The following is a 25,038-nucleotide window of genomic DNA, read 5'->3' as shown; positions in this document are numbered from 1 at the left end:
CGGTGTGTTGGGTGAATGCCGGGCATCAGCGGTGGACGGTCTCCGCGGCGCCCGTGAACGACGACAGCGCGCGGTCCAGGCCCCGGCGATCGGGAAGGCCGTCGGTGTCGGTGGTGCACTGCACCACGAGCGCGGCGACCGCGGCCGCCGCCGCCAGACAACGGTCGTACGGTGCGCCACTCAGGACCCCGGAGAGAAACCCGGCGGCGAACGCGTCGCCTGCCCCCACCGGGTCGGCGGCCGGTACCCGGAATGCGTCCTGTCGCCATGTGCCGTCCGCCGTACTGCAGGTGGCCGACTTGTCGCGGTGCTTCACCACGGCCGTGGTGACACCCGCGGTGAGCAGCCCGTGGGCCGTCGTGCCCAGCAGCTCCAGCTCGTCCTCGCCGGCCAGAGTTACGTCCGCCTGTTCCAGCAGCGGCCCCACGACCGTGCGCCAGCGCTCGGGGGTGCCCAGTTTCAGCCGTACGTTCGGGTCGAAGGAAACCGTCGCGCCGGCCGCGCGGGCCAGCTCGAGCAGCCGCAGCGTCGCCGTGTGGGCGGTGTCCGAGAGCATGGGGGTGATCCCCGTGATGTGCACCAGCCGGGCGCCCTCCACCATCTCGGCGGTCAGCTCGTCGGCGGTGAGCCGGGACGCCGCCGAGCCGGCCCGGTGGTACTGCACATCGATCGCCCGCGCCGGATGGCTGTCCCGCAGCAGCAGCCCGGTGGGCGCGGAGGGATCCACGACGGCGTACGACGTGTCGATGGCGTCCGCGCGCAGCTGAGCCAGCACGGACCGGCCGGACGGGTCGTCGCCGACGCGGCCGAGCCAGCGCGCGTGGTGTCCGAGCCTGGCGAGCCCGGTCGCCACGTTGGACTCCGCGCCCGCCACGGAGCGCCGGAACACCGTCGCCCGCTCCAGCGGCACCCCGGGCTCCGCCACCATCAGAAGCATCGCCTCGCCGCATGTCACGACCTCGGGCGCCACCGGCCGCCCGGGTGCGGCGCTCATCAGAACGCCTGCCGCGGCGGGGCGGAATCGGTGGAGCCGACCAGGAAGTCGAGATCGGCGCCGGTGTCGGCCTGGGTGACATGCCGGGTGTAGAGGTACGTCCAGCCGCGGTCGGCGGGCGGCTTCGGTGGTTGCCACTCGGCCCGCCGCTCGTCCAATTCGGCGTCCTCGACCAGCATGTCCAGGCGCCGCCCCGGTACGTCGAGCCGGACCCGGTCCCCCGTACGTATCAGCGCCAGCGGCCCGCCGACCGCCGCCTCCGGGGCGACGTGCAGCACACAGGCGCCGAAGGCCGTACCGGACATGCGCGCGTCGGATATCCGCACCATGTCCCGGACCCCGGCGTCGAGGAGCTTCTTGGGCAGCGGCAAGTTGCCCACCTCCGGCATCCCGGGGTAGCCGCGCGGGCCGAGGTTGCGGACGACGAGGACGGTGTCGGCGGTGACATCGAGGTCGTCGTCCTCAGCGACGGCCAGATACTCCTCCACGGAGTCGAAGACCAGGGCGGGGCCGGTGTGCCGGAGCAGTGCTGGGTCGGCGGCGGACTGCTTGACGACCGCGCCGTCGGGCGCGAGGTTGCCGCGGATCACGGCGGTGCCGGTGCCGGCGGGCTGCACCGGATTGTCGAGCGGGCGGATCACCTCACGGTCGTACACCTCGGCGCCCGCGCAGTTGTCGACGAGGCTCCGGCCGGTCACGGTGACGGTGTCGTGGTGCAGCCGGTCCCGCAGATCGTTGATGAGCGCGGGCAGCCCGCCGGCGTATGCGAACTCCTCCATCAGGAAGCGGCCGGACGGCATCAGGTCCACCAGCAGGGGCAGTTCGGCGCCGAGCCGGTCGAAGTCGTCGAGCGCGAGCGGTACGCCGAGCCGGCCGGCCACGGCGAGGAGGTGTACGACGGCGTTGGTGGAGCCGCCGATCGCCGCATTGACCCGAATGGCGTTCTCGAACGCCTCGCGGGTCATGATCCGGCCTGGGGTGAGTGCGCTGCCCGCGAGTTCGACGGCGCGGGCGCCGGTGGCCTCGGCGAGCGTGCCGCGGCGGGCGTCCACGGCGGGCAGACCGGAGGCGCCCGGCAGCATCATGCCCAGCGCCTCGGCGAGACAGGCCATCGTCGAAGCGGTGCCCATGGTCATGCAGTGGCCCGCCGAGCGGTTCAGCGAGGACTCGAACTCGGTGAACTCCTGCTGGGTGATCGTGCCCGCCCGCAGCTCCTCGGTCATCCGCCAGATGTCCGTACCCGAGCCGACGTTACGGCCGCGAAAGCGCCCGTTGAGCATCGGGCCACCGGTGAAGACGATCGCCGGCACCCCGGCGCTGGCGGCGCCCATCAGCGCGGCGGGGGTGGTCTTGTCGCAGCCGGTCAGGAGGACGACGGCGTCCAGCGGATTGGCCCGGATCTGCTCCTCGATCTCCATGGCGGCGAGGTTGCGGTAGAGCATCGAGCTCGGGCGGAGGAACGGCTCGCCCAGCGACATCGCGGGAAACTCCAGCGGGAAGCCGCCCGCCTGCAGCACACCGCGCTTCACGGCGTCGGCGAGGATCTGCAAGTGGCCGTTGCACGGCGTCAGTTCGGAGTAGGTGTTGCAGATGCCGATCACGGGGCGGCCGTCGAAGTTATGACCGCCGCGGCCCATGGCGCGCAGATGGTGCCGTGAGATGAAGCCGTTCTTCCCTCCGTCGCCGAACCAGGCGCGGCTGCGGAGGGGGGTGGCGCTGTCGGCGGTGGCGGTGGCGGTGGGCGAGGGGTTGAGCGCGGCCATGCGCGATGTCCTTTCGGTGCGCTGAGGTGGCCGTGACCAAGCTGTGTCCCATCCACCTCTTCAATGGTGCTATCAAATCACGATACCTTCCGTGACCGTCCAGAGGATCAACGTCGAAACTCCTGGGAGAGAGAGCCGCATGGAAGCGAAAGTGATGAAAACGGTCACCTGGCGGCTGATGCCGTTCCTGGTGCTGCTCTATTTGGTCGCCTATGTCGACCGGTCGAACGTCGGGTTCGCCAAGCTGACACTCCAAGACGAACTGGGGCTGTCCAGCGCCGCGTTCACCCTCGGCCAAGTCGCGTTCTTCGTCGCGTACGCGATCTTCGAAGTGCCCAGCAACATCCTTCTCGAGCGGTTCGGAGCGCGCCGCTGGTTCACCAGGATCATGGTCAGCTGGGGCCTGGTCACCATCCTCACGGCCCTGGTCTCCACCGCCTGGCAGTTCTACGCCGCCCGTTTTCTGCTCGGCGTGGCCGAGGCGGGGTTCTACCCCGGCGTCCTCTACTACCTGACCAAGTGGTACCCGTACCGCTACCGGGCGCGGATGACCGGCTGGTTCATGATGGCGTCCCCGCTCGCCTTCATCATCGGCAATCCGCTCATGGGCGCGCTCGGCGACCTGGACGGCACCCTCGGCCTGGAAGGCTGGCAGTGGATCTTCGTTGCCACCGGGTTGCCCGCCATACTGCTCGCCGTCGTCACTCTCCGTATCCTCCCGGACGGACCGGACGAGGTGCGCTGGCTGACCGCCGACGAGAAGGGCTGGATCGCCGATGAACTCGGCCGAGAGACGGACGCGCTGGGCGCGGCCCACGAGAACCCGCTGAGCGCACTGCGCGACAAGCGCGTCGTGTGGATGGCGCTGTACTTCCTGTGCTTCCCTCTCGGCGCCTACGGCCTCAGCTTCTGGCTGCCGACCATCGTCGACGGCTTCGGTGGCCTGTCCTCCACGGCCACCGGGTTCATCACCGCCATCCCCTATGTCTTCGTCGCCCTCGGCCTGTACGTCGTGCCGAAGCTCGCCGACCGCAGCGGCTCCCGCTACCCGTGGATCGCCGCCACCACGGCCGTGGGCGCCCTGGGCCTGGCCGCCACCGCGCTGGTGGACAACCACGTGCTGCAGATGGCGCTCATCAGCGTGGCCGCGGTGGGCATCTTCGCCGGACAGCCGGTGCTCTGGTCGCTGCCGTCCCGGTTCCTCACGGGCGTTCAGGCCGCCTCGGGCATCGCCATGATCAACGCCGTGGGCAACCTGGGCGGCGGATTCGGTCCCATGGGGATCGGTGTGATCGTGGACCACACCTCGTCCCCTGTCACCGGTCTGTGGTTCCTGGTCGCCGCGATGGCCGTGGCCACCGTCGCCACCTTCGGTATCAAGCGGCTGATCGAGGGCCGGCCCGTCATCGCGGACACGCAGCAGCGGGACACCGAACTCGGGCGCTCCACGGTCTGAGCCACCCCGGCCGCCCAGCCACCAGCTGAACCCTCCGCCGGCTCACCCGGCGCCGAGGCCGCCGAAGCAACCGCGGCCGACGCGCCGGTGGCGGAGGGGGCACCCCACCGGAGAGGAGCGACATCCGCGGCGGCATGCACGGCCGTCAGGAGCCGGCAGTGGACACATGGCGAGCCAACTCGTCGGCCAGGCGTTGCATGACCGTGCGGTTGGCGCGCCGCATCGTGGGCCGTACGACCGGGGACAGTAGCCGGTCGGCGAGAGGGGCGCGTTCCCAGGCGTACGTGAACGAGATGCGGCTGCCGCCGGTTGGCAGCGGTTCGACGGTGTAGGTGCCGTGGGCCACGCGTCGGCCGGCCGCGCTGACGTTGCGTTCGACGATGCGCCGCGGCGCTTCGGCCTCGACGACCTCGATGGTGACATCGGTCTTCGTACCGCCCAGCGCCGCGGTGACCGTGGCGCATGATCCGATGCCGCGATCGGGGCCGCTGTAGCGGTAGTCGGTCAGGTAGTGGTTGGTGAATCGCTCGTGATGAGCCATGACATCGAGGAAGTCGTAGACCTGCTCGGGCGTCTGCGGTACGTCGATCGACACGGTGACGGGGATCATGTACCAGACGGTACAGGCCCCATGTACCGATTGGTACACTCGCGACGTGGTGAATACGAACGACGCGCATTCCGAGGGCGAGGCCGGGCAGGGCACGGACGGGGACCAGAACCGGGACCGGCGTACACAACTGGTGGAGGCGGCGGTCGACCACGTCGCGGCGCACGGCATCACGGATCTGAGCCTGCGCCGCCTGGGCGCCGCGATCGGCGTCAGTCACCGCATGCTGATCCACTACTTCGGCTCCAAGGAACAGCTGCTCATCGAGATCGTCCGGACGTCGGAGCGGCGCCAGCGCGATCTGCTGTCCCAGCTGCGCCTGGAGCCCGGTCTCTCGCCCGCCGATGTCGCGCGGCGGCTGTGGCGGCAGCTGACCGACCCTCGGCTGGCCGGTCAGGAACGGCTCTTCTTCGAGGTCTGCGGGCACGCCCTGCGGGGCCGCCCGGAGGCGGCCCCGGTCCTCGAAGGGCTCGTGACGGACTGGCTGGAACCGCTTGTGGCAGCCGAGACCGGCGCGGGGGCGGACCCTGACGTGGCCCGGAACCGCGCCAGGCTGGGGCTCGCCACCGTCCGCGGTCTGCTGCTCGATCTGCTCGCCACCGGTGACCGCGCCGGTGTCGACGCGGCGATGGAGGAGTTCCTGCGGCTGTTCTACGGCTCGAAGTGAGAGCCGCTGATCACGCGGAGCAGCCGACCCGGCCAATGGAACACCGGACGTCACACCGGCCGCGTGTCCTCCTGAAGGCGGGAGAACAGCGGCTGTGCGGCGGGCAGACGCCCCTCGACCGGTGTCAGCTGTCCGGTGATCCGCGTGGCGGCATCGGGGATGAAGGGGCGTAGTTCATCGGCCAGTACGCGACATGCGGTGACCAGTGTGACGAGGACGGTGTCGAGCCGCTTCGCAGCTTCACCGTCGCCCTGCCGCTCCGCCCGAGCCAGTTCCCATGGCCGGGTGGCATCGATACATCGGTTGACTTCCTCCACGATGTTCCAGACAGCGCGAGTGGCGCGCCGGAAGTCGAAGTCGGCCAAGGCGGCGTCGACGAGACCGGGCACCTTCCGGCAGATGTCCGCCAGTGCCAACCCGCTGGAGGGGGCGGAGACGGGGACGGTTCCGCCGCGAAAGCGGTGGACCATGGTCACGATGCGATGGACGAGGTTGCCCAGTCCCCCGGCGAAATCCGCGTCCGCGCGGGCGGTCAGACGGTCGGGAGTGAAGTCGGCGTCCCCGACCCGGGGCACATCGCGCAGAAGCCACCAGCGCACCGCGTCGGTGCCATAGGTCGCGGCCAGTGCGGCCGGGTCGACGGTGGTTCCGGCGGACTTGCTGATCTTGCGGCCGTCTACGGTGAGGTAGTCGTGGACCAGGATGTCGGTGGGCAGCGGAAGTCCGGCCGACAGCAGCATGGCCGGCCAGAACACGGCGTGGAAGCGCACCACCCCCTTGCCGACCAGGTGGACGCGGCGCTCGCTGGTGGCCCACCACTGGTCGTAGGCAGCGTCATCGGTGCCGTATCCAAGGCTGGTGACGTAGTTGCCCAGGGCGTCCCACCACACATAGACGACCTGGCTCGGGTCTTCGGGCACGGGGATGCCCCAGCCCCGGGCGCGGCTGTGGGAGCGGGAGACGGAGAAGTCGTGCAGACCGCCGTCGATGAGGGCCAGGACCTCGTTGCGGCGGGCGACGGGCTCGATGCGCAGGTCGCCGCTGGAGATCAGCTGATGGAGGCGGTCGGCGTAGCGGGACAGCCGGAAGAACCAGTTCTCCTCCGCGACGAGCTGAGGTTCGGTGCCATGCTCGGCACATCGTCCATCGACCAGTTCGTCAGGGGTGTAGAACTGCTCGCAGCCCACGCAGTACAGACCCTCGTACTCCTTGCGATAGAGGTCGCCCGACGCGGCGCACCGGCGCCACAGCCGTTCGACTCCGACGCGATGGCGCGGATCGCTGCTGGTGCGGATGAAGTCGTCGAAGGAGAGCGCCAGTGGACCGCGCAGTGCGGCGAACGCGTCGGCGTTACGGTCGACGAACGACTGCACATCGACGCCGGCCGCTTCAGCGGCCAGGACGTTCTTCAGAGAGTTGTCGTCGGTTCCGCTGAGCAGCCGGACTTGCTCGCCTCGCCTGCGGTGGTGACGGGCCAACGTGTCCGCTTGGACGAGTTCCAGGGCGAAACCCAGGTGCGGGCGCGCGTTGACGTACGGAATGGTCGTGGTGATGTAGCGATGTGGTGCGGTCATCGGTCCTCCTACCGGGTAGCGAGGCCTGGTCGCACAACAGCCGAGGCCCCGTCCCGGGGCCTCGGATTCGGTACGCGTCCGTGCTCAGCAGCCCCGTCGAGGGGGCATCATCCGATGCTGAGGCGAAAGCGTGATCATGCGCCCGAGGGTAGCAACGGAGCGTCGTCGCAGCATGCTGTTTACGCCCCTTGGCGAAGTCGACTATGTGACCTCGCCTCACTCGACGCGGTCCCGACACGCTCATCTCTGTGAGTTGCTGTGAACTACCGGCTGACCGACTGCCGCGACCTGCCGCTTTCCACCGGAGGTGACTCCCGGTTCGCATGCCACACCCAGACTCGTGCAGATCCGTCCCAGAACAGCGGATCACTGTGAAGGCTCAGACGATCTCGACCGCATAAGGGTCCAGAGAGAAGGCAGAGCGCTTCATGCACGAACACACGAGTTGGAACAGGCGGCTCGTCGGCCAGGTGGCCATCCTGATTTTGGTGAACGCCATGGTGGACACGGTCGTCACGGCACCGCTCCTCGTCCTTCCCGAGATGCTCGACCACTTCGGCACCGATCAGTCGGCGTGGATCGACGCCAGTTCGCTGCTCGCGGGAGCGATGTGGGCGCCACTGCTCGGAAAGAGCGCCGATATCCACGGCAAGCGCAAAGTGCTGGTCATGACGTTGCTCACCGCCTTGGCCGGCGCCCTGGTGTGCCTTGTCGCGCCCAGCCTCTGGGTGCTCATCCTCGGACGCCTGCTGCAGGGAGCGGCCGTGGGGGCCGTCTTCCTCACGGTCGCCCTCATCCGGGACCTATGCGCGCCCGACCTGGCGATGATCGCCACCGGCATCGTGACCTCGGGCTCCGCGCTTCTCAGCATCGGGATGCCCGTTCTCTTCGAGATAACGGCCGCGGAGTTCGGCTGGCGGAGTGTGTTCGTCGCGTCGGCGGTGTTCGCGGCCATCGCGGCCGTTCTCGTACACAGGCTCCTTCCCGCGTCCACGCTCAGGACACCGGGCAAGGTCGACATCGCAGGGGCCCTGCTGCTCGGCGGAGGTCTGGCGGCGGTGCTCAGCTATATCAGTCTCGGGTCGGACTTCGGCTGGTTCGCCGTGGGGCCGCTCGCCCTGCTCGTGGCCGGTGCCGCGGCACTGGCCAGGTGGTTCCTGGTGGCGAGCCGGGTTCCCGAGCCCGTGATCGACGTCAGGAACCTCGGCAGGCCACTGGTGCTCACGCTCCTCGTGGTCGTCTTCGGAACCGGCGCGTACCAGAGCATGCTCACGCTCTTCGGCCTCATCGCCAAGGTCTCGGCGGATCAGCACCTCGGGTACGGACTCGCCGCCCCGGGAGCGCTGGGCCTGCTGTACGGCGTACCGGCGATCGGAATCGTGCTCGGCGGCACCCTGGCCGGGGCGCTGGGAACACGCTTCGGGCCGGCCGTGACCCTCGCCGGCGGCGTGGCGCTCGGGGCGGTGGGCACCGTCGGGATGTTCCTCGGGGACTCCCTGCTGCCTCTCGCGGTCGTGTGCTCCTTTCTGTTGAGCCTCACCGCGGGAACGCTGGTGACATCCGGCTTCAACATGGCGGCGACGCTCGCGCCCCCGGAGCGACAGGGCGTCGTGTCCAGCATGGTGATGGTCATGGTCGCGACCGGGGCGGTGATTCTGAAGTTCGTGGGTTCGGCCGTGCTCAAGTCCACCAACATGGTCGTCGACGGTGAAACGGTGAACTCGGCCGCGGGGGTCCACGGTTACATCGCGATGGCGACCGGCGCGTTCGTGGCCGCCGCCGTGGTGGCCGTCATCCTGCTGCGAACCCGTCGCAGCGCGGCAGAAGATAAGATTCACGCAATTACGGCCATGAACGAGAGTTGAACAATGACGTCGATGGACGACATCCTGAGGGAAATCACCGACCTTCGGGAGGTTATGACGAACCGTTTCAGGCAGGTTGAGGCGCTGACGAATCTCTACGCGATCGTTCCCGTCAAGCACGCGATGCCACAACCCACAAAGTGGACGGCCTCGCCCGATCTCCTGCTGTTCCTGATCTCGCAGATCCAGAAGCGGCGTCCGGTCTCCATCCTGGATATAGGAAGCGGCGCCACAACGGTCTGGATGGCAAACGCGCTTCGCCATTTCGACATCCCCGGGAAGATCGTCTCGATCGACCACGACGAAAACTTCGGCGCCGAGACAGCCGCCACGTTGCGGCAGCAGGGGCTGGACGCGTATGCACAGGTGCGTATCGCCCCACTGGTCGAGGTGGACATCAAGGGAGAGCGCCGGCACTGGTACGACCCGAAGCGGCTGGACGATGTCGAGAACTGCGACATGGTGGTGGTCGACGGGCCTCCGGGGTTCATGTATCCGCTTTCCAGGTACCCGGCACTCCCCCTGCTGGAAGCGAAGGTGAGCGACGAGGCAAGGATAATCATGGACGATGCGAGTCGTCCCGACGAGCGGGAGATAGTCGAGCGCTGGTGCCGCGAGTATCCGGATTGGTCCTCCGAATTTATCGGCCATGAAAAGGGGACGGCTGTTCTCACACGGCGCTGAAGTGCCCGGTCCCGGGCGGGGCGGAATACCGGCGATCGGTATCCCGCCCCAGCCTGATCAGAGGAAGCTGACGCCCTGGGCGAGGGCGAGTTCACTGGAGTAGTTGATGGTGTTGGTGGCCGCGCGCATATAGGACTTCCAGGCGTCGGACCCGGACTCCCGGCCGCCGCCGGTGTCCTTTTCGCCGCCGAAGGCGCCGCCGATTTCGGCTCCTGAGGTGCCGATGTTGACGTTGGCGATGCCGCAGTCGGAGCCGGCGGCGGACAGGAAGATCTCGGCTTCCTGCTGGTCGCGGGTGAAGATGCTGGACGACAAGCCCTGGGGGACGTCGTTGTGCAGCGCGATCGCCTCGTCGAGGGTGTCGTAGGTGAGTACGTACAGGATCGGTGCGAAGGTCTCCTCCCGCACGACATCGGTCTGTTCGGCGACGCGGACGAGGACCGGCTCGGTGTAGGCCGCCGAGGGCGCGGCCTCGGTCAGGCGCCGGTTTCCGCCGACGAGGATCTTGCCGCCCTGGGCCTGGACGCGGGTGAGGGCGCCCAGCATGGCGTCGAGGGCCGCGGTGGAGATGAGCGGGCCGACGAGCGTGGTGTCGTCGAACGGATTGCCGATGGGGAGCTTGTGGTAGGCGGCGGTCAGCCGCTCGATGAGGGTACCGGCGATATCGCGGTGAACGATGAGGCGGCGCAGCGTCGTACAGCGCTGGCCTGCGGTGCCGACCGCGGCGAAGACGATGCCCTGGAGGGTGAGGTCCAGGTCGGCGGAGGGGGCGACGATCGCCGCGTTGTTGCCGCCGAGTTCCAGCAGGCTGCGGCCGAACCGGGCCGCGACGCGGGGGCCGACCTCGCGGCCCATACGGGTGGAGCCGGTGGCGCTGACGAGCGCCACGCGCGGGTCGTCGACCAGCTGCTCGCCGATGGCGCGGTCGCCGAGCACGAGGCGGTGTACGTCGCGGGGCGCGCCGACCTCGTCGGCGGCCCGGGCGAGCAGGTGGTCGCAGGCCAGGGAGATCAGTGGGGTGAGTTCCGAGGGCTTCCAGACCACGGTGTCACCGCACACGAGGGCGATGGCGGTGTTCCAGGACCATACGGCGGCGGGGAAGTTGAAGGCGGAGATGACACCGACCACGCCGAGGGGATGCCAGGTCTCGGCCAGGCGGTGGCCGGGGCGTTCGGAGGCGATCGTACGGCCGTAGAGCTGGCGGGACAGGCCGACGGCGAAGTCGCAGATGTCGATCATTTCCTGGATCTCGCCAAGCGCCTCGGAGCGGATCTTGCCTGCCTCGACGGTGACGAGGTCGGCCAGGTCGCTCTTGTGCTCGCGCAGCAACTCGCCGAGGCGGCGGACAAGTTCACCGCGGCGCGGAGCGGGCGTGGTGCGCCAGGTGAGGAAGGCCGTACGGGCGGCGGCGACGGCCTCTTCGGTGTCGGCGTCGGTGGCGGCCGTCAGCCCGAGAAGGTTCTCGCCGGTGATGGGGGTGCGGGCGTGGAAGTCGGCGCCCTCGGGCACGTCGACGCCGATGTTCTGGAGGCTGGTACGGGCGCGGGCGCGCAGGTCGTCCGTGGTGGGCAGGGCTGTGCTGGTCATGATGGTCCTTGGGGGTGTGAGGGGTCGGGGGTCAGTCGAGGGCGCCCGTGAGATCCAGCTCGCGGGCGACCTGTGCGAGTGAGCGGTTGCGCTGCTGCTCGTAGAGGGCGAACGGATCCAGCACGTCGTGGCCGATCGCGCCGGAGAGCCAGGCGGCGTCGTAGGCGGTGCCTTCGTGCTCGTTGTTGCGGATGCCCTCGCCGCTGAGGTTGGACTGGAAGATGCCGGCGGCGGAGCGGGGCAGGAAGTCCTCGTAGACGATGGGCTCGGCGCACACCCAGCCCTGCCGCACCAGTTCACTGACGCTGGTGGGGGGTCGGCTGCCGTCGCGTGGCCGGTCCGGGTCGAGCCGGTAGGTGAAGTAGGCCAGTCCCGCTGCGGCGAGTTCCCGTTCGCTGCCGGGCAGGTGCCGCTCCCATACGGCGCGCGCGATATCGCTGCGCGCTGCCGACGGCTTCTGGGACACCTGCTCGTCGATGTGGCCCAGGAGTTCGTCGTAGAGGGCGCGGCCCTTGCGGGTGAGGGCGATGCCGCGGGCCTCGACCTCACCGAAGCGGACTCGTAGGGCGCCGCTGACGACGCTGCCGTCCGGGGTGCGCATCGCGCGGGGTTCGGCCAGCGCCCGGAAGGAGGTCTGCCGCAGCAGGACGTCGGGGCCCTGCCACTTCGGCGGGCCCTGGATGGTGTCGATCATCTCGATGCCGCGCTCGGTCATCCGCCGGTACAACTCGTCGATGTCCAGGACGCGCGGGGTGAGGTGGTTGATGTGGGTGCTGCGGACCCCGCCGATGTCCGCGGCGACGGCGGAGATCCGCCCCAGGGTCTCGTACCACGCCTGGTCGACCGGCTCGGGCGACAGCTCGAAGGCGTGCACGGCGAGTCGCAGAAAGCGCTCGGCCTCCGCCTCGGGCAGCTCCCGCTCCGCCGTGGCGCGGTCGGCCAGCGCGAGCAGTTCGGCGGGGAAGAGTTCGCGGTCCGCGAGGAAGGCTTCCAGGCGTGAGCGCAGATCGGCGTCGAAGAAGCGGGGGTCGGCCGGGGTGAGCATGGAGGTGAACACCCGGAAGGGGTTACGGGCCAGTTCCTCGCCGTCGACCGGCCGGAAGGCGGTGGAGATGACGGGGACGGCGCTGGCGGCGGCCTCCCGCAGATCGTAGAAGCCGACCGGATGCATGCCCAGGGCGGAGAAGATACGGGCGACCTGACGCAGTTCCCGCGGCGTGCCGACGCGGATGGCTCCGTGCCGCTCGGCGGTCACCCGGCTGATGGACCCCAGGCGTTCGGCGTCGGCTCCCCGCGCGCGCAGGACGTCCTCGTTGACCTCGCGCGAGACGTCCACGAGCGTGGTGTAGGCGGGAACCTCCTGCCCGTACATCTCCGACAGCCGCGCCGCGAATGCGGCCCGCAGCTGCCACTGAGTGATCGTTGACATGGTTCGGCCTTTCGGTCGGGGTTCACACCACGTGCGCTTCGGGGCGGATATCGGCGCCGTCACGGAACCGGTCGGCGCTGAGCGGGGAGATGTCGGTGAACGGCTCGCGCCCCAGGTACAGGTCGCGCATGACCTCGCCGATCGCGGGCGCCTGAAGGAAGCCGTGGCCGGAGAACCCGGCGGCGTAGAGGAAATCGGGCAGTTCGGCGGAGCGGCCGATCAGCGCGTTGTGGTCCGGCGTGTTCTCGTACAGGCCGGCCCATCCGCCGACGGTCTCCATATCGGCCAGGGCCGGGGCGCGGCGGCGGGCGACGGTGCGGAACAGCTCCAGCCACTCCGGGGTCCAGGTGGTGTCGAAGCCGTCTTCCTGGTCGGGGTCGGCCAGCCCGAACAACAGCCCGTCGTCGCTGTTGTGGAAGTAGCCGGACGAGGCGAAGTCGATGGTGAACGGGATGCGCGGGGCGGGCGGTGCGAGTGGCGCGGTGAACGCCAACTGCCGCCTCACGGGCCGGATCGGGAGGCTGATCCCGGCCATCTCGCCGATCTGCGCCGACCAGGCTCCCCCCGTGCAGATGACGGTGGAGCAGGCGATGCTGCCGTGGCTGGTGTGCACCCCGGTGACGCGGTCCCCCGCCGTGCGGATACCGGAGACGGCGGTGTGGGTGGCGAGGACGACACCGGCCCGGCCCGCGGCCCGCGCGTACCCCTGGACGACCAGTGCGGGGCGGGCGTGCCCGTCGGCCGGGGAGTACGCGGCGGCCAGGAGGCCGTCGGTACGGATGTAAGGACACAGGCGCCGGGCCTCGGAGGGGCTGATCATACGGCTCGGCACATCGAGGCTGTTCTGGAGCTCGACGCCGGTCTCGAAGTCGCTCACCTGCTGTTCGCTGTCGAGCAGGAAGAGGTAGCCGACGGTGTCGAGCCCGATGTCGGCGCCGGGGCGGTGCGGAAACTCCTGGTAGGCACGCAGGCTGCGGCTGCCGAGCTCGATATTGAGCGGATCGGAGAACTGGGCGCGTACGCCTCCGATCGGCTTGCCCGAGCTGCCGCAGCAGAGGTCGCCGCGCTCGACGACGACGATATTCCGCACCCCGGCCTCGGCGAGGTGAAACGCGGTGCTCGCACCCATCACACCGCCGCCGATGATCACAACATCGGCGGAGGTCGGAACGGTGCGGAAGGCGGAGAAGGACAACGGGCCACTCCCTTCCAGAGGCCACCCCGTCGGACGGAGACGAGTCGGACGAAGACGGGTCCGTATCCAGGGGGCGGCGGGGCTGTCAGTACAGAGCGATGCCGAGCACAATCTCCGCGTCATCGTGCAGCAACCCGACCGTTGACGTCTATCAAGGGTTGGCCGACGCCGCCGCCAGGCGGTTCGAGGCTCGTTCTAGGATCTTCGGCATGGCGAAGCGCGCGGTACATCGGCGGGCCCGGAAGATCCTGGGCGAGGACCCCGTGGCCGTGGTCTGGTGCGAGATCCACAAGCCCATCCCCACACCGCCGAAAGACGTGCACCGCGCCGCGGGCAAGAAGCGGCTCAAGCCGGGCCATCACTGGCTGCTGTACGTCGGGGGCGTGGTGTTCTTCTTCGTCGTCATCCCGCTGATGCTGATCGACAAGCTGGGTGACGGACTCGGCCGCCCCGCTGCCTCCCGCCGCGACCGTACGCGCGACCGCACCCGCGACCGTCAACAGGATCCGACCAACGGCATCTTCGACGGCGACTGGAACCTGACCGCGGGCCAGTTGCTGTTGCGCTGGTACGGGCACTCCCCCAACCCGAAACGCCTGGTCATGCTGGCCCACGAGCGTGTCTGCATCGCCACGTCCCCTCGCCGTCGGCTGTCGCCCACCAAGGCCGATGACTTCCGGACCGTCGCGGAGTTTCCCCTCGATCAGGTCCGTGTCGAAGGCGAGGCGGGCCAGCCGCGCGGATTCGCCACTTTCCAGCTCCGCTTCACCGACGGCTCCTGGCTGGAGGTAGGGCGGCTGGGCGAACCTGAGGACGCCGACCACTTCCTTCGCACCATCAGCAGCTGACGAGCTGAGGCCCCCTTCCGGGTGGGTGCCACATTGGACACACCGCATGCCTCTGCACCATTATGTGCATATGAGCGCACGCATGCATCAATCGGCGGATGCCAGTGAATGACGAGCAGGCGACCCCGACCAGGTCGCATACGCATCCCAGCGGCGTGGCGCAGTTCTCCACCGCCGCCCATGTCTTCTCGCTGCTCTCCGATCCGACCCGGCTGCACCTGGTGTGGTCCCTCGCCCGGGGCGAGGCCGATGTCAACACCCTCACCGAGGCCAGCGGGGCTGCCCGCCCCGCGGTGAGCCAGCATCTGGCCAAGCTGCGGCTCGCCGGGCTGGTCCAGGTGCGCAAGGAGGGGCGCCGCTCGGTGTACTCACTGCACGACGGCCATCTGCGCAGGCTGGTCATCGAGGCCGTCAACCACGCCGATCACATGGTCACCGGGGCCCCGCCGCACGACTGAGCCCCCGGGAGGGTCGTTCAGGCGCCGCGGCGTACGGCGACGACCTTGGGCTCGGTCATGGCCTCCACGGCGTACCGCACACCCTCACGGCCGACGCCGGACCGCTTGGGCCCGCCGAAGGGCATGGCGTCGATCCGGAAGTCGCTGCTGTCGTTGATCATCACCGCGCCCACCCGGAGCCGTTCCGCGATGTCCAGGGCGGTGTCCAGCGCGGTGGTGAAGACACCGGCCTGGAGGCCGTAACGGGTGTCGTTGGCGCGGGCGACGGCCTCGTCCACCGTGTCGACCGGCTCGACCACCAGCACCGGGCCGAAGATCTCCTCGGTCATCACCTTCGCGTCCGCCGGGACGTCCGTGAGCACGGTCGGCCAGTGGAAAGCCCCGTCCCGGCGGCCTCCGGTGTGCACCACGGCGCCGCGCTGGCGCGCCTCCCGTACCCACTCCTCCACGCGCCGCGCCTCGCGTTCGCTGATGAGCGGGCCGATGTCCGTACGGGGATCGGCCTTGCGGCCCACCCGCAGCTTCCCGGTGGCCGCGATCACGTGCCGGAGGAACGGGGCGGCGATGCGCGCGGCGACGAAGACACGCTGCACCGACAGGCAGTTCTGCCCCGCCACGCCGAAGGCGCCCGCCACCACCGCCTGCGCGGCCGCCCGGGTGTCCGCGTCGTCGAGGACGAGGACGGCGTTGTTCCCGCCCAGCTCCATGAGGGTTTTCTTGGCTCCGGCGGCGCTCGCCACCGCGTTTCCGGTCCGGTGGCCGCCGGTGAATGACACCAGGTCGACCAGTGGGTGGCTGACCAGGGCCTGGCCCGCGCCGCTGCCCGTGCCGGGGACGACCGCGAGCCGTCCGGCGGGCACCCCGGCGTCCAGCAGGATCTCGGCGAACGCGAGCGCGGTGAGCGGTGTGGCCTCGGCCGGTTTGAGGACGACGCCGTTCCCGCCGGCCAGGGCCGGGCCCACCTTGTGCGCGACCAGGTTCAGCGGGTCGTTGAAGGGGGTGATGGCGGCGACCACCCCGACCGGTTCCCGGGTGTACCAGCCCAGTCGGCCCTCGCCGCGGGAGGTGTCGGAGAACGGCAGGGTCTCACCCGCGAGGCGGTCGGTCTGCCGGGCCGAGAGCCTCAGAGTCTCGGCGGCGCGGGACACCTCGCCGTTGGCCTCCCGTAGTGTTTTGCAGCCTTCCCGGGAGATCACTTCGGCCAGCCGCTCCCGGTGGCGCAGGACCAGCGCGGCGGCCTCCTCCAGCGCCTCGCGCCGTTTCCAGGCGGGCCAGCTCGCCCCGGAGGCGACGGCGGTGGCCACGTCGGTGACGGCCTGGTCGACCTCGGCGGGGCTGGTGTCCGTGACATGGCCGAGGAGGCGGCCGTCTTCCGGGTCGTGTACGGGCATGGTGGACGCGCCGTCCACCCATCTCCCGGACCACAGCGCCCCGGCGGGCGGCCGCCAGGTCAGTGGGGTGGCGGGCGCGGTCTCGACTGTCGTCATCGGCTCGCTCTCTTCGGTCGGGCGGCGCGTCACGCGCTCGGGTGGTGGCAGGAGACGGAGCGGCCGGTGGGGCCCGTGTTCGGCGTGGGCGCCTGGGTGCCACATCGCTCGTCGGCCAGGGGGCAGCGGGGGTGGAAGCGGCACCCGGAGGGCGGGCTGAGCGGGCTGGGCGGCTCACCGCGCAGGGCGCCGAACTCGCCTTCCCCGTCGGATGCCTCCGGCAGCGAGGCGGTCAGCAGCGCCCGGGTGTAGGGGTGGGCAGGACGTTCGAACAGCTCCTCCCGGGAGGCCACTTCGACGATCTCACCGAGGTACATGACCGCCACCCGGTCGCAGATGTGCCGTACGACACGCAGATCGTGGGAGATCATCAGCAGGGTCAGATCCAGTTCGTCCTTCAGCTCGACGAGGAGGTTGAGGATCTGGGCGCGGACCGAGGCGTCGAGCGCGGAGGTCGGCTCGTCACAGATCAGCAGGCGCGGGCGGAGCAGCAGGGCGCGGGCCACCACGAGCCGCTGGAGCTGGCCGCCGGAGCATTCGCCGGGGCGCCGGCCGAGGAACGAGGCGTCGAGCCCGACCTGGTCGAGGACCTGGAGAATGCGCTGATGGCGCTCTTCCCTGGTGCCCAGACCGTGCTGGGCGAGCGGTGCGTCGAGGCTGGTGCCCAGTCGCATCCGCGGGTCCAGTGCGGCGAACGGGTCCTGGAAGACGAGTTGCATCGAGCGGCGCAGGGCCTTGCGGTCTCGCCCCCTGGTCCGGGCGACATGGAAACCGTCGAAGAGGACACGCCCGGAGTCGACCGGGGTCAGCCCGAGCATGGCCCTGGCCAGAGTGCTCTTGCCGCAGCCCGACTCGCCCACCAGGCCCAGGACCTCTCCGGGGGCGATGGTGAACGACACATGGTCGACCGAGTGGACGGATCTCTTGCCGCTGAACACCCCGCCCCGCACCGGGAAGTGTTTGACCAGGTCCTCCACGGTGACGAGCGGCTGTCGCGCCGTGGGGTCGGGGGCGCGGTCCGCTTTCGCGAGCGTGGTCATACGCCCACCGCCTCGCCGCGGAGCTCGGTGCCGGGCTGGGAGGCCCAGCAGCGGCAGCGGTGTTCACCACCGCAGGTGTGCAGTGGCGGCTCCGCGCCCGAGCACCGGCCGGCGATGCCCAGGTCCTGGGAGAGCGGACATCGGGGCTGGAACCGGCATCCGATGTCCAGAGCGCGGGACTGGGTCGCGCTGCCCGGGATGGCGAAGAGTTTGCCCTCCTCGGACTGGAGCAGTGATGCCTTCAACAGGGCCCGGGTGTAGGGGTGTTCGGGTGCGTCGAAGACTTCCCGTACCGATCCCTCCTCCACCACGCGCCCCGCGTACATGACGGCCACCCGGTCGGCGATCGAGGTGACGATGGTCAGGTCGTGCGTGATGAGCAGCACGGCCATCCCGGATTCGCGCTGCTTACGGCGGAGCAGCCGCAGGATCTGGGCCTGGACGGTGGCGTCGAGGGCGGTGGTCGGCTCGTCGGCGATCATCATGGCGGGGTCGGCGGCGAGGGCCGCCGCGATCATCACACGCTGGGCCATGCCGCCGGAGAGCTGGTGTGCGTACGCCGAGGCTCTGCGCTCGGGTTCCGGGATGCCGACGTCGCGCAGGAGTTCCACGACCCGCGCCTTGGCCTGGCGGCGGCTGAGCCCTCGGTGCAGTCGCAGCGGCTCGGCGACCTGGCTCCCCACCGTGCAGGTGGGGTCGAGCATGGCCTTGGGCTGCTGGAAGAGCATGGCCAGCCGGTGGCCGCGGACGCGGTTCATCCGCTTCGGCGGCAGGGTGGCCAGGTCCTCCTCGCCGAGGGTGATCCGGCCGCCGGTGACCCGGGCGCCGGGCGGCAGCAGTCCGATGGCGCTCAGCGCCGTCATGGTCTTGCCTGAGCCCGACTCGCCGACCAGCGCGACGATCTCGCCGCGCCGGACGGTGAGGTCGAGGCCGTCGACCGCGGGGGTGGCGGAAGCGTGGCCGGGTTCTGAGAACTCCACCCGCAGGCCCCGGATCTCCAGCGCGGTGTCGCCGGTGGCCACGGGGGTCGGCGGAGGACGGTATGGCAGGCGCATGTCCGGGGTCCTTTCAGCGTCGTACCGCGCGAAGGCGGTTGCGCACGGTCACGATGGCTTCTTCGAAGTGCTGGGCGAGGGCGGCCAGTGCGGCGTCGACGTCGTCGCCCGCGATGAGCCGTGCCAGGTCCCGGTGTTCGTCGAGGAGGTCGAGCCGTGCGGGGTCGGCGTCGGCCTGGAGGTTGAGGCACAGCCGGGTCTCGGCGATCACGGTGTCGAACATGCGGGTCAGGCGGGGGCTGCCGGCCGCCTCGATCACCAGGGAGTGGAACCGCGCATCGAAGTCGGCCACCTTCGACCAGTCGCCCTTCCGTGTGGCGCGGGCGAGTTCGTCCACCGTCTCGTCGAGGGCGGCGAGCAGGCCGGGCGGTCTGGGCGAGGTGATGACCCGGCGGAAGGCCGCGGCCTCGAGGGCTTCCCTGGCGTAATAGATGTCGAGGACGTCGGCCTCGCCGAGCAGCGGTACGAACACCCCGCGATGGGGCTGGCTCAGCAGCAGTCCCTCGTGGACGAGGCGGGCGAGGGCTTCACGTACCGGGCCGCGGCTGACTCCCAGGGATTCGGCGAGTTCGGCCTCGCCCAGCTGGGAGCCGGGCGGGAAGGTGCCGGTGAGCAGCCGGGACCGGATCTGCTCCACGACCTGTGAGGCGAGCGTCGTACGGTGGACCGAGGTCGCGCGGCTGACCGAGGGAGCCGAGGCTGCCGACGGCGTGGGGTCATGTGGCATCCGTCCTCCTCTTGCGCTTCAGTTGCATGCCGTGGCCGATCAGGGTGACACTCAGCGCCGTCACGAAGATCGCGGCGCCGGGGGCGATCACCAGCAGGGGAAGGCGTTGCATATACGGCTGGGCGTCCAGCAGCATGGCGCCCCAGTCGGAGTCGGGGGGCTGTACGCCAAGACCCAGGTACGACAGTCCGCCGACGGTGATCAGTTTGTGGCCGAACCGCAGAAAGCCCAGGGAGAGCACGGGCCGCAGCGCGTTGGGGATGACATGGCGGAAGACGATGAACGCCTTGGAGCAGCCCAGCGCCTCGGCGGCCTCGATGTACTCCCGGCTGTTGATCTCCAGGGCGAGGCCGCGCATCAGCCGGGCGAAGGGGGTCCACCCGACGATGGTCAGGGCCGCGATCAGCATGCCGTATCCGGTACCGAAGGCGGCGATCAGGAACAGGGCGACGATCACGTCGGGGATGGAGATCAGCAGATCGGTGCTGCGCATGACCACCTCGTCCACGATCCCGCCGCGCCGCGCGCTGAACGCTCCGATCACCGTGCCGATCACGGCGGAGAGCAGCAGGGTGACCGCCGCGATGGACACCGAGAAGCGCCCGCCGTACATCAGTCTGCTGAGGATGTCCCGGCCCAACTGATCGGTGCCGAGCAGATGGTGGGCGCCTGGCCCGGCCAGCCGCTGTCCGAGGTCCTGGTGGGCCGGGTCGTACGGTGCGATCCACGGGGTGAGCAGCAGGACGGTCAGCACCAGGGCCAGGACGACGGCGCCGACGCGCAGCGTCCAGTGCCGGCCGGTGACCGCGCGCAGACCGGTGGCGGTCAGGTGTGCGAGGCGCCGGGGTGCGGTGGAGGGCACGGGGTCATGGGAAAGAGAGCTAGACAGCGCCATCGCGTACCCTCACGGCCGGGTTGATCAGTGCGTACAGCAGGTCGGTCACGGTGGTGATCAGGACCGCCAGCGCCACGGTGCACAGGATTCCGCCCTGGATCAGCGGGACATCGTGGTTGACCACGGCGCTGTAGACGAGCCGGCCCATGCCGGGGATGGCGAAGATGACCTCCACGACCACCGATCCGCCCAGCAGCCCCGCGAACCACAGGGAGAACAGCGTCATCACCGGCAGCAGGGCATTGCGCAGCCCGTGCCGCATCAGGGCCTGGCCTCCGCTCAGTCCCCGGCTGCGGGCGGCGGTCATATACGGCGATGCCAGGACATCGCTCATCGCCGCTCTGGTGACCTGGGTGAAGTAGGCCATGGGCCGCAGCGCGAGAGTGAGGGCGGGCAGGATGATGGAGGTCGGATCGCGCCATCCGGCCGACGGCAGCCAGCCGAGGTAGCGGGAGAAGACCAGCACCAGGATGGGGGCCAGCCAGTATTCGGGGACGGCGACGAAGCTCTGCGTCAGCAGGGTCACTCCGTTGTCGACCCGTTTCCCCGGCCGCATCGCGGCGAGCGTGCCCAGGGGCAGGGCCGCGAGGAAGGCCAGCCCGATGGCGATGACCGCCAGGGTGCCGGACACGCCGATGGCGGTGCCCAGCAGTTGGTCGACCGGGGTGCGGCTGGTGAAGGACATCCCGAAGTCCCCACGCACCGCCCGGCCGAGCCAGCTCAGATACTGTACGAGGATCGGCCGGTCGAGCCCGAGTTCGGAGCGCAGGGCCGCGACCGCCGAGGGGTCGAGGGCCTGATCGGAGACTCTGGACCGCAGGATCGTCCGGACGGGGTCGCCGCCCGAGGCGTACGGGATGGCAAAGGTGGCGGCGGATACGGCGAGCAGGGTGATCAGCAGCACCATAAGCCGCCGCACGACGAATCTGACCATCGTTCACTCCTCCTTTCCGGGCTCTTCCGGCAGGTGGGTGGCGGGCTACTTGATGATGTCGAGGGCCCGGTAGTAGGCCCCGGCGAACGGCAGGAACCAGGGCGGCCCGAAGTGTCCGGGGACACGCGGGAACTTCATACCGCGCCAGATGTTCGCCTCGGGCCTGCCGTCCATGACATCGGCCATCTGCCGGCCCATGTGGGTGGCCATCTGCACCCCGTGGCCCGAGTAGCCGACGGAGTAGAACAGGCCGTCCCGCTCCCCGGAGTGCACCATCTGGTCGAGGCTGATGTCGACGAGGCCGCCCCACAGATAGTCGATGCGCACGCCGTCGAGCTGCGGGAACACCGAGAGCATCCCCTTGCGCAGAATCTGTCCGCTCTTCCGGTCGGACTGGGGATTGGACATGGCGAACCGCGCCCGGCCGCCGAAGAGCAGCCGGTTGTCGGGGGTGATGCGGAAGTAGTAGAGGATGTTCTTGGAGTCGGAGGCCATCCGCCGGGTGGGCATCAGCTCGTCGACCACCTCCTGCCGAAGCGGTTCGGTGACGATGATGAAACTGCCGACCGGGATGATCCGGTTGCGCAGCCAGCGGAACGGGGACCCGGTGTAGCCGCTCGTGGCGACCAGCACCTGATCGGCGCGGAGGGTGCCGACCGGGGTGGTCAGATCGTGTGCCGTACCGCTGACCCGGCTGGCCCTGGTGACCGGGGCCTTCTCCAGGATCCGCACCCCCTGGGCGGCGGCGGCCTCGGCCAGACCGCGGACGAACTTGCCCACGTGCAGACCGGCGCCCTGAGGGTCCGCCATCGCGCCGTGGTAGTGGTCGGAGCCGACCTCGGACCTGATGTCCTTCTTCGGGATCAGCTGTGTGTGGTAGCCGATCAGGTCGGCGAGTGCGTCATGGGTGCGGGCCAGCCGCTCGTAGTGCGCGGGCTTGGCGGCCAGGTTGAGCTTTCCGGTGCGGGTGAAGTCGCAGTCGATCTCCTCCTCCACCACCAGCTTCTCGACCGTGTCGATGGCCTCGTTGTAGGCCAGGTAGGCCGCCTTGGCGGTCGGGATGCCATAGCGCTCCACGGCGGTGAGGAAGCCGATGGCCAGCCCCGTGGTGCACATGCCGCCATTGCGTCCCGACGCTCCCCAGCCCACGGTCTCCTGCTCCAGTACGGTGACCTGGGCGCCCTTGCGGGCCAGGTGCAGCGCGGCGGACAGACCGGTCAGCCCGGCGCCCACGATCGCCACATCGGTGCGGCCACCGATCTCCACCGCGCTGCGGTCGGGGCCGGCCGGGGACGTGTCCAGCCAGTACGGGACGGTCTTCACGGCGCTCACAGCCCGAGCAGCGCGGGCAGTTCGGACAGCGCCGACACCTCGTGGTAGCCGTAGTACGGCACGCTGGGCTCATAGCGCCGATTGACGTACACCTTGTTGGCGATCCGCAGATCGTGGGCCGGGATGAGGTCGTAGCGCAGGCTCGAGGAGACGTGCAGGATCTCATCGGGGGCGCAGCCCAACTCCTCCAGCATGTACTCGAACGCCTGGAAGCGCGGCTTGTACGCACGGGCCTGCTCGGCCGTGTACACGGCGTGGAACGGGGCGCCCAGCTTCTCGACGTTGCCGCCGATCTGGTCGTTCGCTGCGTTGGAGAGGATGACCAGCGGATAGCTCTCGGCGAGGGTGCGCAGCGCGTCCGGCACATCGGGGTGCGGACCCCAGGTGGGCACGGCGGCGACGATGGCCGCACCGTCCGTGTCGCGGTATTCGATGTTCCACAGGGTGCAGGCTCGCTGAAGCGCGTGCCTGATGACGTCGGGGTAGAGCTGGTAGGCGCCCAGCACCTCGTCGATCCGGTACGCCTCGAAGTCGTCGAGGAAGTCCTCCATCCGGTCGGCCGCGACGCGGTCGGCGAACAGCTCACGGGTGAGGGCGGACATCCCGAAGGCGGTGAGGGTGCCGTAGCAGTCGAAGGTGATGTACTTGGGCCGGAAGTCGATCACAGCGTGCTCCTTGGGGTGGTGCGGCGTCACTTGGTGCCGAGGGAGAGGTTCGCGGTGAGGGTGTAGTACGGGTGGACGGCGAAGCCCTTGAGGCCGGAGGCGACGGCGACGGACTCGGTCTCGTGGACGAGGAAGACATCCACGGCGCGGGACTGGAGCTCCGCGGCGACCTTGGCGTAGTCGGCGTAGCGAGCTTCGGGGTCCTTCGCGGACGCCGCCTTCTTGATGAGGGCGTCGGTCTTCGGGTCGCAGTAGTGCGAGAGGTTGTAGCTGCCCTTGCAGGTGTAGTCCGCGGTCAGATAGCCCAGCGGGTCGGGCATGTCGCCGAGGTGGTTGCGGGAGAGCAGGGCCGCATCGAAGTCGCCCGAGAGCAGGTCGGGTTCCACCGAGGCGTAGTCGCCGGTGCGGATGCTCGCCTTCACGCCGATGGCCTTGAGCTGCTGCTGGATGATGGCGGCGAGGTCGGAGAAGCCCGATCCCTCGTTGTAGGCGATCAGGGACACCTTGATCGACTCGGGTTTCACCCCGGCCGCGGAGAGCAGGGCCTTGGCCTTGGCCGGATCGGCCTGCACGGGGGCGGCTCCGCCGGGTGTCCAGGGCTCTTTGGGACCGAACGGGCCGACGGCCTGTTGCCCCGCTCCCTGGTAGACGGCGTCGGTGATCGCCTTGGTATCGATCGCCGCCTGGAACGCCTGCCGCACCTTCTCATTGTCGAAGGGTGCTTTTTTGTTGTTGAGAACGAGTTCCGTGGTTCGCGGAAGCTGTTCGGTCAGCACCTCGACGGAGTTGTTCCCCTTGAGGTCCTGAACGCTCGGGACGGAGAGCTTTCTGGCGATCTGGGCTTCCCCGGTCTGTATCTGGGTGGCGCGCTTGGCGCCGTCCGCGATGAACCGCACCTCGGCGGAGGCCAGTTTCACCGGGCCGTTCCAGTACTTCGGGTTGCGCTTGAGCTGGATCGCCTGTTGGGGGATTTCCTTGGTGATACGGAATGGGCCGGTGCACGTTCCTTGCGGATCGGTCGACGATCCGGTGTACGCCTTCGGGGCGAGGATTCCGGTGTTGGGGGCCGCGAGGCGGTAGGGCAGCAGGGCGTCGGGGGCGGGGGTGGTGATCCGTACGGTCGAACCGCCCACCGCCGTGACTCCGGCGATCGTCTCGGGCGAGAAGCCGGGGGCCGGTGTCTTCGCGACGAGCGCGTGTTTCAGGGCTCCGGCCACCGCTTTGGCGTCGAGCGGGGTGCCGTCCTGGAACGTCACTCCCTGGCGGAGTGTGAAGTCCCAGGTGGTGGGGTCGGTTTGGTTCCAGGAGGTGGCGAGCATCGGCTTGATCGCGCCGCCTGTCTGGTACTTGACCAGGGTCTCCAGGCAGCCCGCCTTGCTGAGGACGAAGGAGTCGTCGGTCTCCAGGGCCCAGTTGGCGGCCGGTGCGAACGGTTCGTCGACGACGATGGACTGAGCGCCTGTGGCGCCGCTGCCGCTGGGGGTCTGGCCGCCCATTCCGCAGGACGTGAGCGTCAGGGTCGTTGCTGTCAGTACGAGTGCCAAGCGCGGTTTGTTCATGGGTCTCACTGATCCGATCGGGGCAACTGAGACTTCCCAGCGTTCGGGGAGTCGGCGCGGCCGAGGATGGCCGGAATCGGGGAGGTGGCGCTTGGTTGACGAAGGTAAGCGGCGATGACGGCGCTGTCGATAGGTTGTCGATGATATTTTGTAAACAACCCATTGCCGTCATGTCACCTGCTCATTGAAGCCGGAATGGGCGGAAGGCAGCCGA

The 25,038-nt window shown here is 69.5% G+C and carries 22 protein-coding genes; 6 read left to right on the top strand and 16 right to left on the bottom strand.

All coding sequences use genetic code 11. The annotated features are described in order from the left end of the window. Nucleotides 1-25: 25 nt before the first annotated feature. Together ACWDSL_RS01120 and ACWDSL_RS01115 are read right to left on the bottom strand one after the other, a co-directional pair. Complete coding sequence (locus ACWDSL_RS01120) at nt 26-994, bottom strand: sugar kinase (RefSeq protein ID WP_450480407.1); 969 nt, start codon at nt 992-994, stop codon at nt 26-28. Continuing rightward, entirely contained in the window at nt 994-2,757 is a 1,764-nt protein-coding gene (locus ACWDSL_RS01115; protein ID WP_450480405.1) for an IlvD/Edd family dehydratase, read from the bottom strand. The genes ACWDSL_RS01120 and ACWDSL_RS01115 overlap by 1 nt, the downstream gene beginning before the upstream one ends. A 139-nt stretch (nt 2,758-2,896) precedes the next feature. On the opposite strand from ACWDSL_RS01115, the gene ACWDSL_RS01110 reads away from it, so the two are divergent. Beyond that, nucleotides 2,897-4,213 carry an MFS transporter gene (locus ACWDSL_RS01110; RefSeq protein ID WP_450480403.1) on the top strand — a complete coding sequence of 439 codons (1,317 nt, stop codon included), beginning with the start codon at nt 2,897-2,899 and terminating at the stop codon, nt 4,211-4,213. 145 nt (nt 4,214-4,358) lie between these two features. Here the strand turns inward: ACWDSL_RS01110 and ACWDSL_RS01105 are convergent, their stop codons facing one another. Next, nucleotides 4,359-4,823 carry an SRPBCC family protein gene (locus tag ACWDSL_RS01105; protein ID WP_450480401.1) on the bottom strand — a complete coding sequence of 155 codons (465 nt, stop codon included), beginning with the start codon at nt 4,821-4,823 and terminating at the stop codon, nt 4,359-4,361. A 46-nt stretch (nt 4,824-4,869) separates the two neighbouring features. Between ACWDSL_RS01105 and ACWDSL_RS01100 the strand changes: the two genes are divergently transcribed. Beyond that, nucleotides 4,870-5,490 (top strand): TetR/AcrR family transcriptional regulator, encoded by a 621-nt coding sequence (locus ACWDSL_RS01100; RefSeq protein ID WP_450480399.1) that lies wholly within the window; start codon nt 4,870-4,872, stop codon nt 5,488-5,490. Nucleotides 5,491-5,540: 50 nt separating this feature from the next. Here ACWDSL_RS01100 and ACWDSL_RS01095 read toward each other — a convergent pair whose 3' ends face one another. Beyond that, entirely contained in the window at nt 5,541-7,064 is a 1,524-nt protein-coding gene (locus ACWDSL_RS01095; RefSeq protein WP_450480397.1) for a methionine--tRNA ligase, read from the bottom strand. A gap of 428 nt (nt 7,065-7,492) precedes the next feature. Between ACWDSL_RS01095 and ACWDSL_RS01090 the strand changes: the two genes are divergently transcribed. Beyond that, nucleotides 7,493-8,929, top strand: a complete 1,437-nt coding sequence (locus ACWDSL_RS01090; RefSeq protein WP_450480395.1) for an MFS transporter — start codon at nt 7,493-7,495, stop codon at nt 8,927-8,929. Nucleotides 8,930-8,941: 12 nt separating this feature from the next. Then, nucleotides 8,942-9,613: a class I SAM-dependent methyltransferase gene (locus tag ACWDSL_RS01085; RefSeq protein WP_450480394.1), complete on the top strand. Its 672-nt coding sequence runs from the start codon at nt 8,942-8,944 to the stop codon at nt 9,611-9,613. A 57-nt stretch (nt 9,614-9,670) separates the two neighbouring features. Here the strand turns inward: ACWDSL_RS01085 and amaB are convergent, their stop codons facing one another. The 3 genes from amaB to ACWDSL_RS01070 are packed head-to-tail and all read right to left on the bottom strand — an operon-like array spanning nt 9,671 to nt 13,824. After that, nucleotides 9,671-11,200 carry an L-piperidine-6-carboxylate dehydrogenase gene (amaB, locus tag ACWDSL_RS01080; protein WP_450480392.1) on the bottom strand — a complete coding sequence of 510 codons (1,530 nt, stop codon included), beginning with the start codon at nt 11,198-11,200 and terminating at the stop codon, nt 9,671-9,673. Between the two features lie 31 nt (nt 11,201-11,231). Then, nucleotides 11,232-12,629 carry a 2-oxoadipate dioxygenase/decarboxylase gene (gene hglS, locus ACWDSL_RS01075; RefSeq protein WP_450480390.1) on the bottom strand — a complete coding sequence of 466 codons (1,398 nt, stop codon included), beginning with the start codon at nt 12,627-12,629 and terminating at the stop codon, nt 11,232-11,234. Nucleotides 12,630-12,651: 22 nt separating this feature from the next. Next, nucleotides 12,652-13,824, bottom strand: a complete 1,173-nt coding sequence (locus ACWDSL_RS01070; RefSeq protein WP_450480388.1) for an NAD(P)/FAD-dependent oxidoreductase — start codon at nt 13,822-13,824, stop codon at nt 12,652-12,654. Nucleotides 13,825-14,033: 209 nt separating this feature from the next. Here ACWDSL_RS01070 and ACWDSL_RS01065 point away from each other — a divergent pair, with 209 nt between their 5' ends. Together ACWDSL_RS01065 and ACWDSL_RS01060 are read left to right on the top strand one after the other, a co-directional pair. Continuing rightward, nucleotides 14,034-14,672, top strand: a complete 639-nt coding sequence (locus tag ACWDSL_RS01065) for a hypothetical protein (RefSeq protein ID WP_450480386.1) — start codon at nt 14,034-14,036, stop codon at nt 14,670-14,672. Between the two features lie 98 nt (nt 14,673-14,770). Next, nucleotides 14,771-15,130 carry an ArsR/SmtB family transcription factor gene (locus ACWDSL_RS01060; RefSeq protein ID WP_450480384.1) on the top strand — a complete coding sequence of 120 codons (360 nt, stop codon included), beginning with the start codon at nt 14,771-14,773 and terminating at the stop codon, nt 15,128-15,130. A 17-nt stretch (nt 15,131-15,147) separates the two neighbouring features. On the opposite strand, the gene ACWDSL_RS01055 is transcribed toward ACWDSL_RS01060, so the two are convergent. The 9 genes from ACWDSL_RS01055 to ACWDSL_RS01015 are packed head-to-tail and all read right to left on the bottom strand — an operon-like array spanning nt 15,148 to nt 24,824. Next, nucleotides 15,148-16,617: an aldehyde dehydrogenase family protein gene (locus ACWDSL_RS01055; RefSeq protein WP_450480382.1), complete on the bottom strand. Its 1,470-nt coding sequence runs from the start codon at nt 16,615-16,617 to the stop codon at nt 15,148-15,150. 29 nt (nt 16,618-16,646) lie between these two features. Further along, nucleotides 16,647-17,657 carry an ABC transporter ATP-binding protein gene (locus ACWDSL_RS01050; protein WP_450480380.1) on the bottom strand — a complete coding sequence of 337 codons (1,011 nt, stop codon included), beginning with the start codon at nt 17,655-17,657 and terminating at the stop codon, nt 16,647-16,649. Then, on the bottom strand, nt 17,654-18,712 hold the full coding sequence (locus ACWDSL_RS01045; RefSeq protein WP_450480378.1) for an ABC transporter ATP-binding protein: 1,059 nt from the start codon (nt 18,710-18,712) through the stop codon (nt 17,654-17,656). Before ACWDSL_RS01045 ends, ACWDSL_RS01050 begins: the two co-directional genes overlap by 4 nt. Before the next feature lie 13 nt (nt 18,713-18,725). Continuing rightward, entirely contained in the window at nt 18,726-19,439 is a 714-nt protein-coding gene (locus ACWDSL_RS01040; protein ID WP_450480376.1) for a GntR family transcriptional regulator, read from the bottom strand. Then, nucleotides 19,429-20,301: an ABC transporter permease gene (locus tag ACWDSL_RS01035; protein WP_450480374.1), complete on the bottom strand. Its 873-nt coding sequence runs from the start codon at nt 20,299-20,301 to the stop codon at nt 19,429-19,431. The genes ACWDSL_RS01040 and ACWDSL_RS01035 overlap by 11 nt, the downstream gene beginning before the upstream one ends. A gap of 19 nt (nt 20,302-20,320) precedes the next feature. Then, nucleotides 20,321-21,268 (bottom strand): ABC transporter permease, encoded by a 948-nt coding sequence (locus tag ACWDSL_RS01030; RefSeq protein ID WP_450480372.1) that lies wholly within the window; start codon nt 21,266-21,268, stop codon nt 20,321-20,323. A 45-nt stretch (nt 21,269-21,313) separates the two neighbouring features. Further along, on the bottom strand, nt 21,314-22,591 hold the full coding sequence (locus ACWDSL_RS01025; protein ID WP_450480558.1) for an NAD(P)/FAD-dependent oxidoreductase: 1,278 nt from the start codon (nt 22,589-22,591) through the stop codon (nt 21,314-21,316). A 5-nt stretch (nt 22,592-22,596) separates the two neighbouring features. Beyond that, the gene (locus ACWDSL_RS01020; RefSeq protein ID WP_450480370.1) at nt 22,597-23,265 is read right to left on the bottom strand and encodes a haloacid dehalogenase type II; all 669 of its coding nucleotides are present in this window, start codon (nt 23,263-23,265) and stop codon (nt 22,597-22,599) included. Between the two features lie 26 nt (nt 23,266-23,291). After that, nucleotides 23,292-24,824: an ABC transporter substrate-binding protein gene (locus ACWDSL_RS01015; RefSeq protein WP_450480368.1), complete on the bottom strand. Its 1,533-nt coding sequence runs from the start codon at nt 24,822-24,824 to the stop codon at nt 23,292-23,294. Nucleotides 24,825-25,038: the final 214 nt, after the last annotated feature.

It is taken from the genome of Streptomyces sp. NPDC000941 (assembly GCF_053599555.1).
The sequence above is the reverse complement of the archived record's forward strand: the minus strand, read 5'-3'. Positions and strand labels throughout refer to the sequence as shown.

Coding starts and splice junctions, on each gene's coding strand:
- ACWDSL_RS01120 (WP_450480407.1), bottom strand. CDS start 994: ATGAGCGCCGCACCCGGGCGGCCGGTGGCGCCCGAGGTCGTGACATGC.
- ACWDSL_RS01115 (WP_450480405.1), bottom strand. CDS start 2,757: ATGGCCGCGCTCAACCCCTCGCCCACCGCCACCGCCACCGCCGACAGC.
- ACWDSL_RS01110 (WP_450480403.1), top strand. CDS start 2,897: ATGGAAGCGAAAGTGATGAAAACGGTCACCTGGCGGCTGATGCCGTTC.
- ACWDSL_RS01105 (WP_450480401.1), bottom strand. CDS start 4,823: ATGATCCCCGTCACCGTGTCGATCGACGTACCGCAGACGCCCGAGCAG.
- ACWDSL_RS01095 (WP_450480397.1), bottom strand. CDS start 7,064: ATGACCGCACCACATCGCTACATCACCACGACCATTCCGTACGTCAAC.
- ACWDSL_RS01090 (WP_450480395.1), top strand. CDS start 7,493: ATGCACGAACACACGAGTTGGAACAGGCGGCTCGTCGGCCAGGTGGCC.
- ACWDSL_RS01085 (WP_450480394.1), top strand. CDS start 8,942: ATGGACGACATCCTGAGGGAAATCACCGACCTTCGGGAGGTTATGACG.
- amaB (WP_450480392.1), bottom strand. CDS start 11,200: ATGACCAGCACAGCCCTGCCCACCACGGACGACCTGCGCGCCCGCGCC.
- hglS (WP_450480390.1), bottom strand. CDS start 12,629: ATGTCAACGATCACTCAGTGGCAGCTGCGGGCCGCATTCGCGGCGCGG.
- ACWDSL_RS01065 (WP_450480386.1), top strand. CDS start 14,034: ATGGCGAAGCGCGCGGTACATCGGCGGGCCCGGAAGATCCTGGGCGAG.
- ACWDSL_RS01060 (WP_450480384.1), top strand. CDS start 14,771: ATGCCAGTGAATGACGAGCAGGCGACCCCGACCAGGTCGCATACGCAT.
- ACWDSL_RS01055 (WP_450480382.1), bottom strand. CDS start 16,617: ATGACGACAGTCGAGACCGCGCCCGCCACCCCACTGACCTGGCGGCCG.
- ACWDSL_RS01050 (WP_450480380.1), bottom strand. CDS start 17,657: ATGACCACGCTCGCGAAAGCGGACCGCGCCCCCGACCCCACGGCGCGA.
- ACWDSL_RS01045 (WP_450480378.1), bottom strand. CDS start 18,712: ATGCGCCTGCCATACCGTCCTCCGCCGACCCCCGTGGCCACCGGCGAC.
- ACWDSL_RS01040 (WP_450480376.1), bottom strand. CDS start 19,439: ATGCCACATGACCCCACGCCGTCGGCAGCCTCGGCTCCCTCGGTCAGC.
- ACWDSL_RS01030 (WP_450480372.1), bottom strand. CDS start 21,268: ATGGTCAGATTCGTCGTGCGGCGGCTTATGGTGCTGCTGATCACCCTG.
- ACWDSL_RS01015 (WP_450480368.1), bottom strand. CDS start 24,824: ATGAACAAACCGCGCTTGGCACTCGTACTGACAGCAACGACCCTGACG.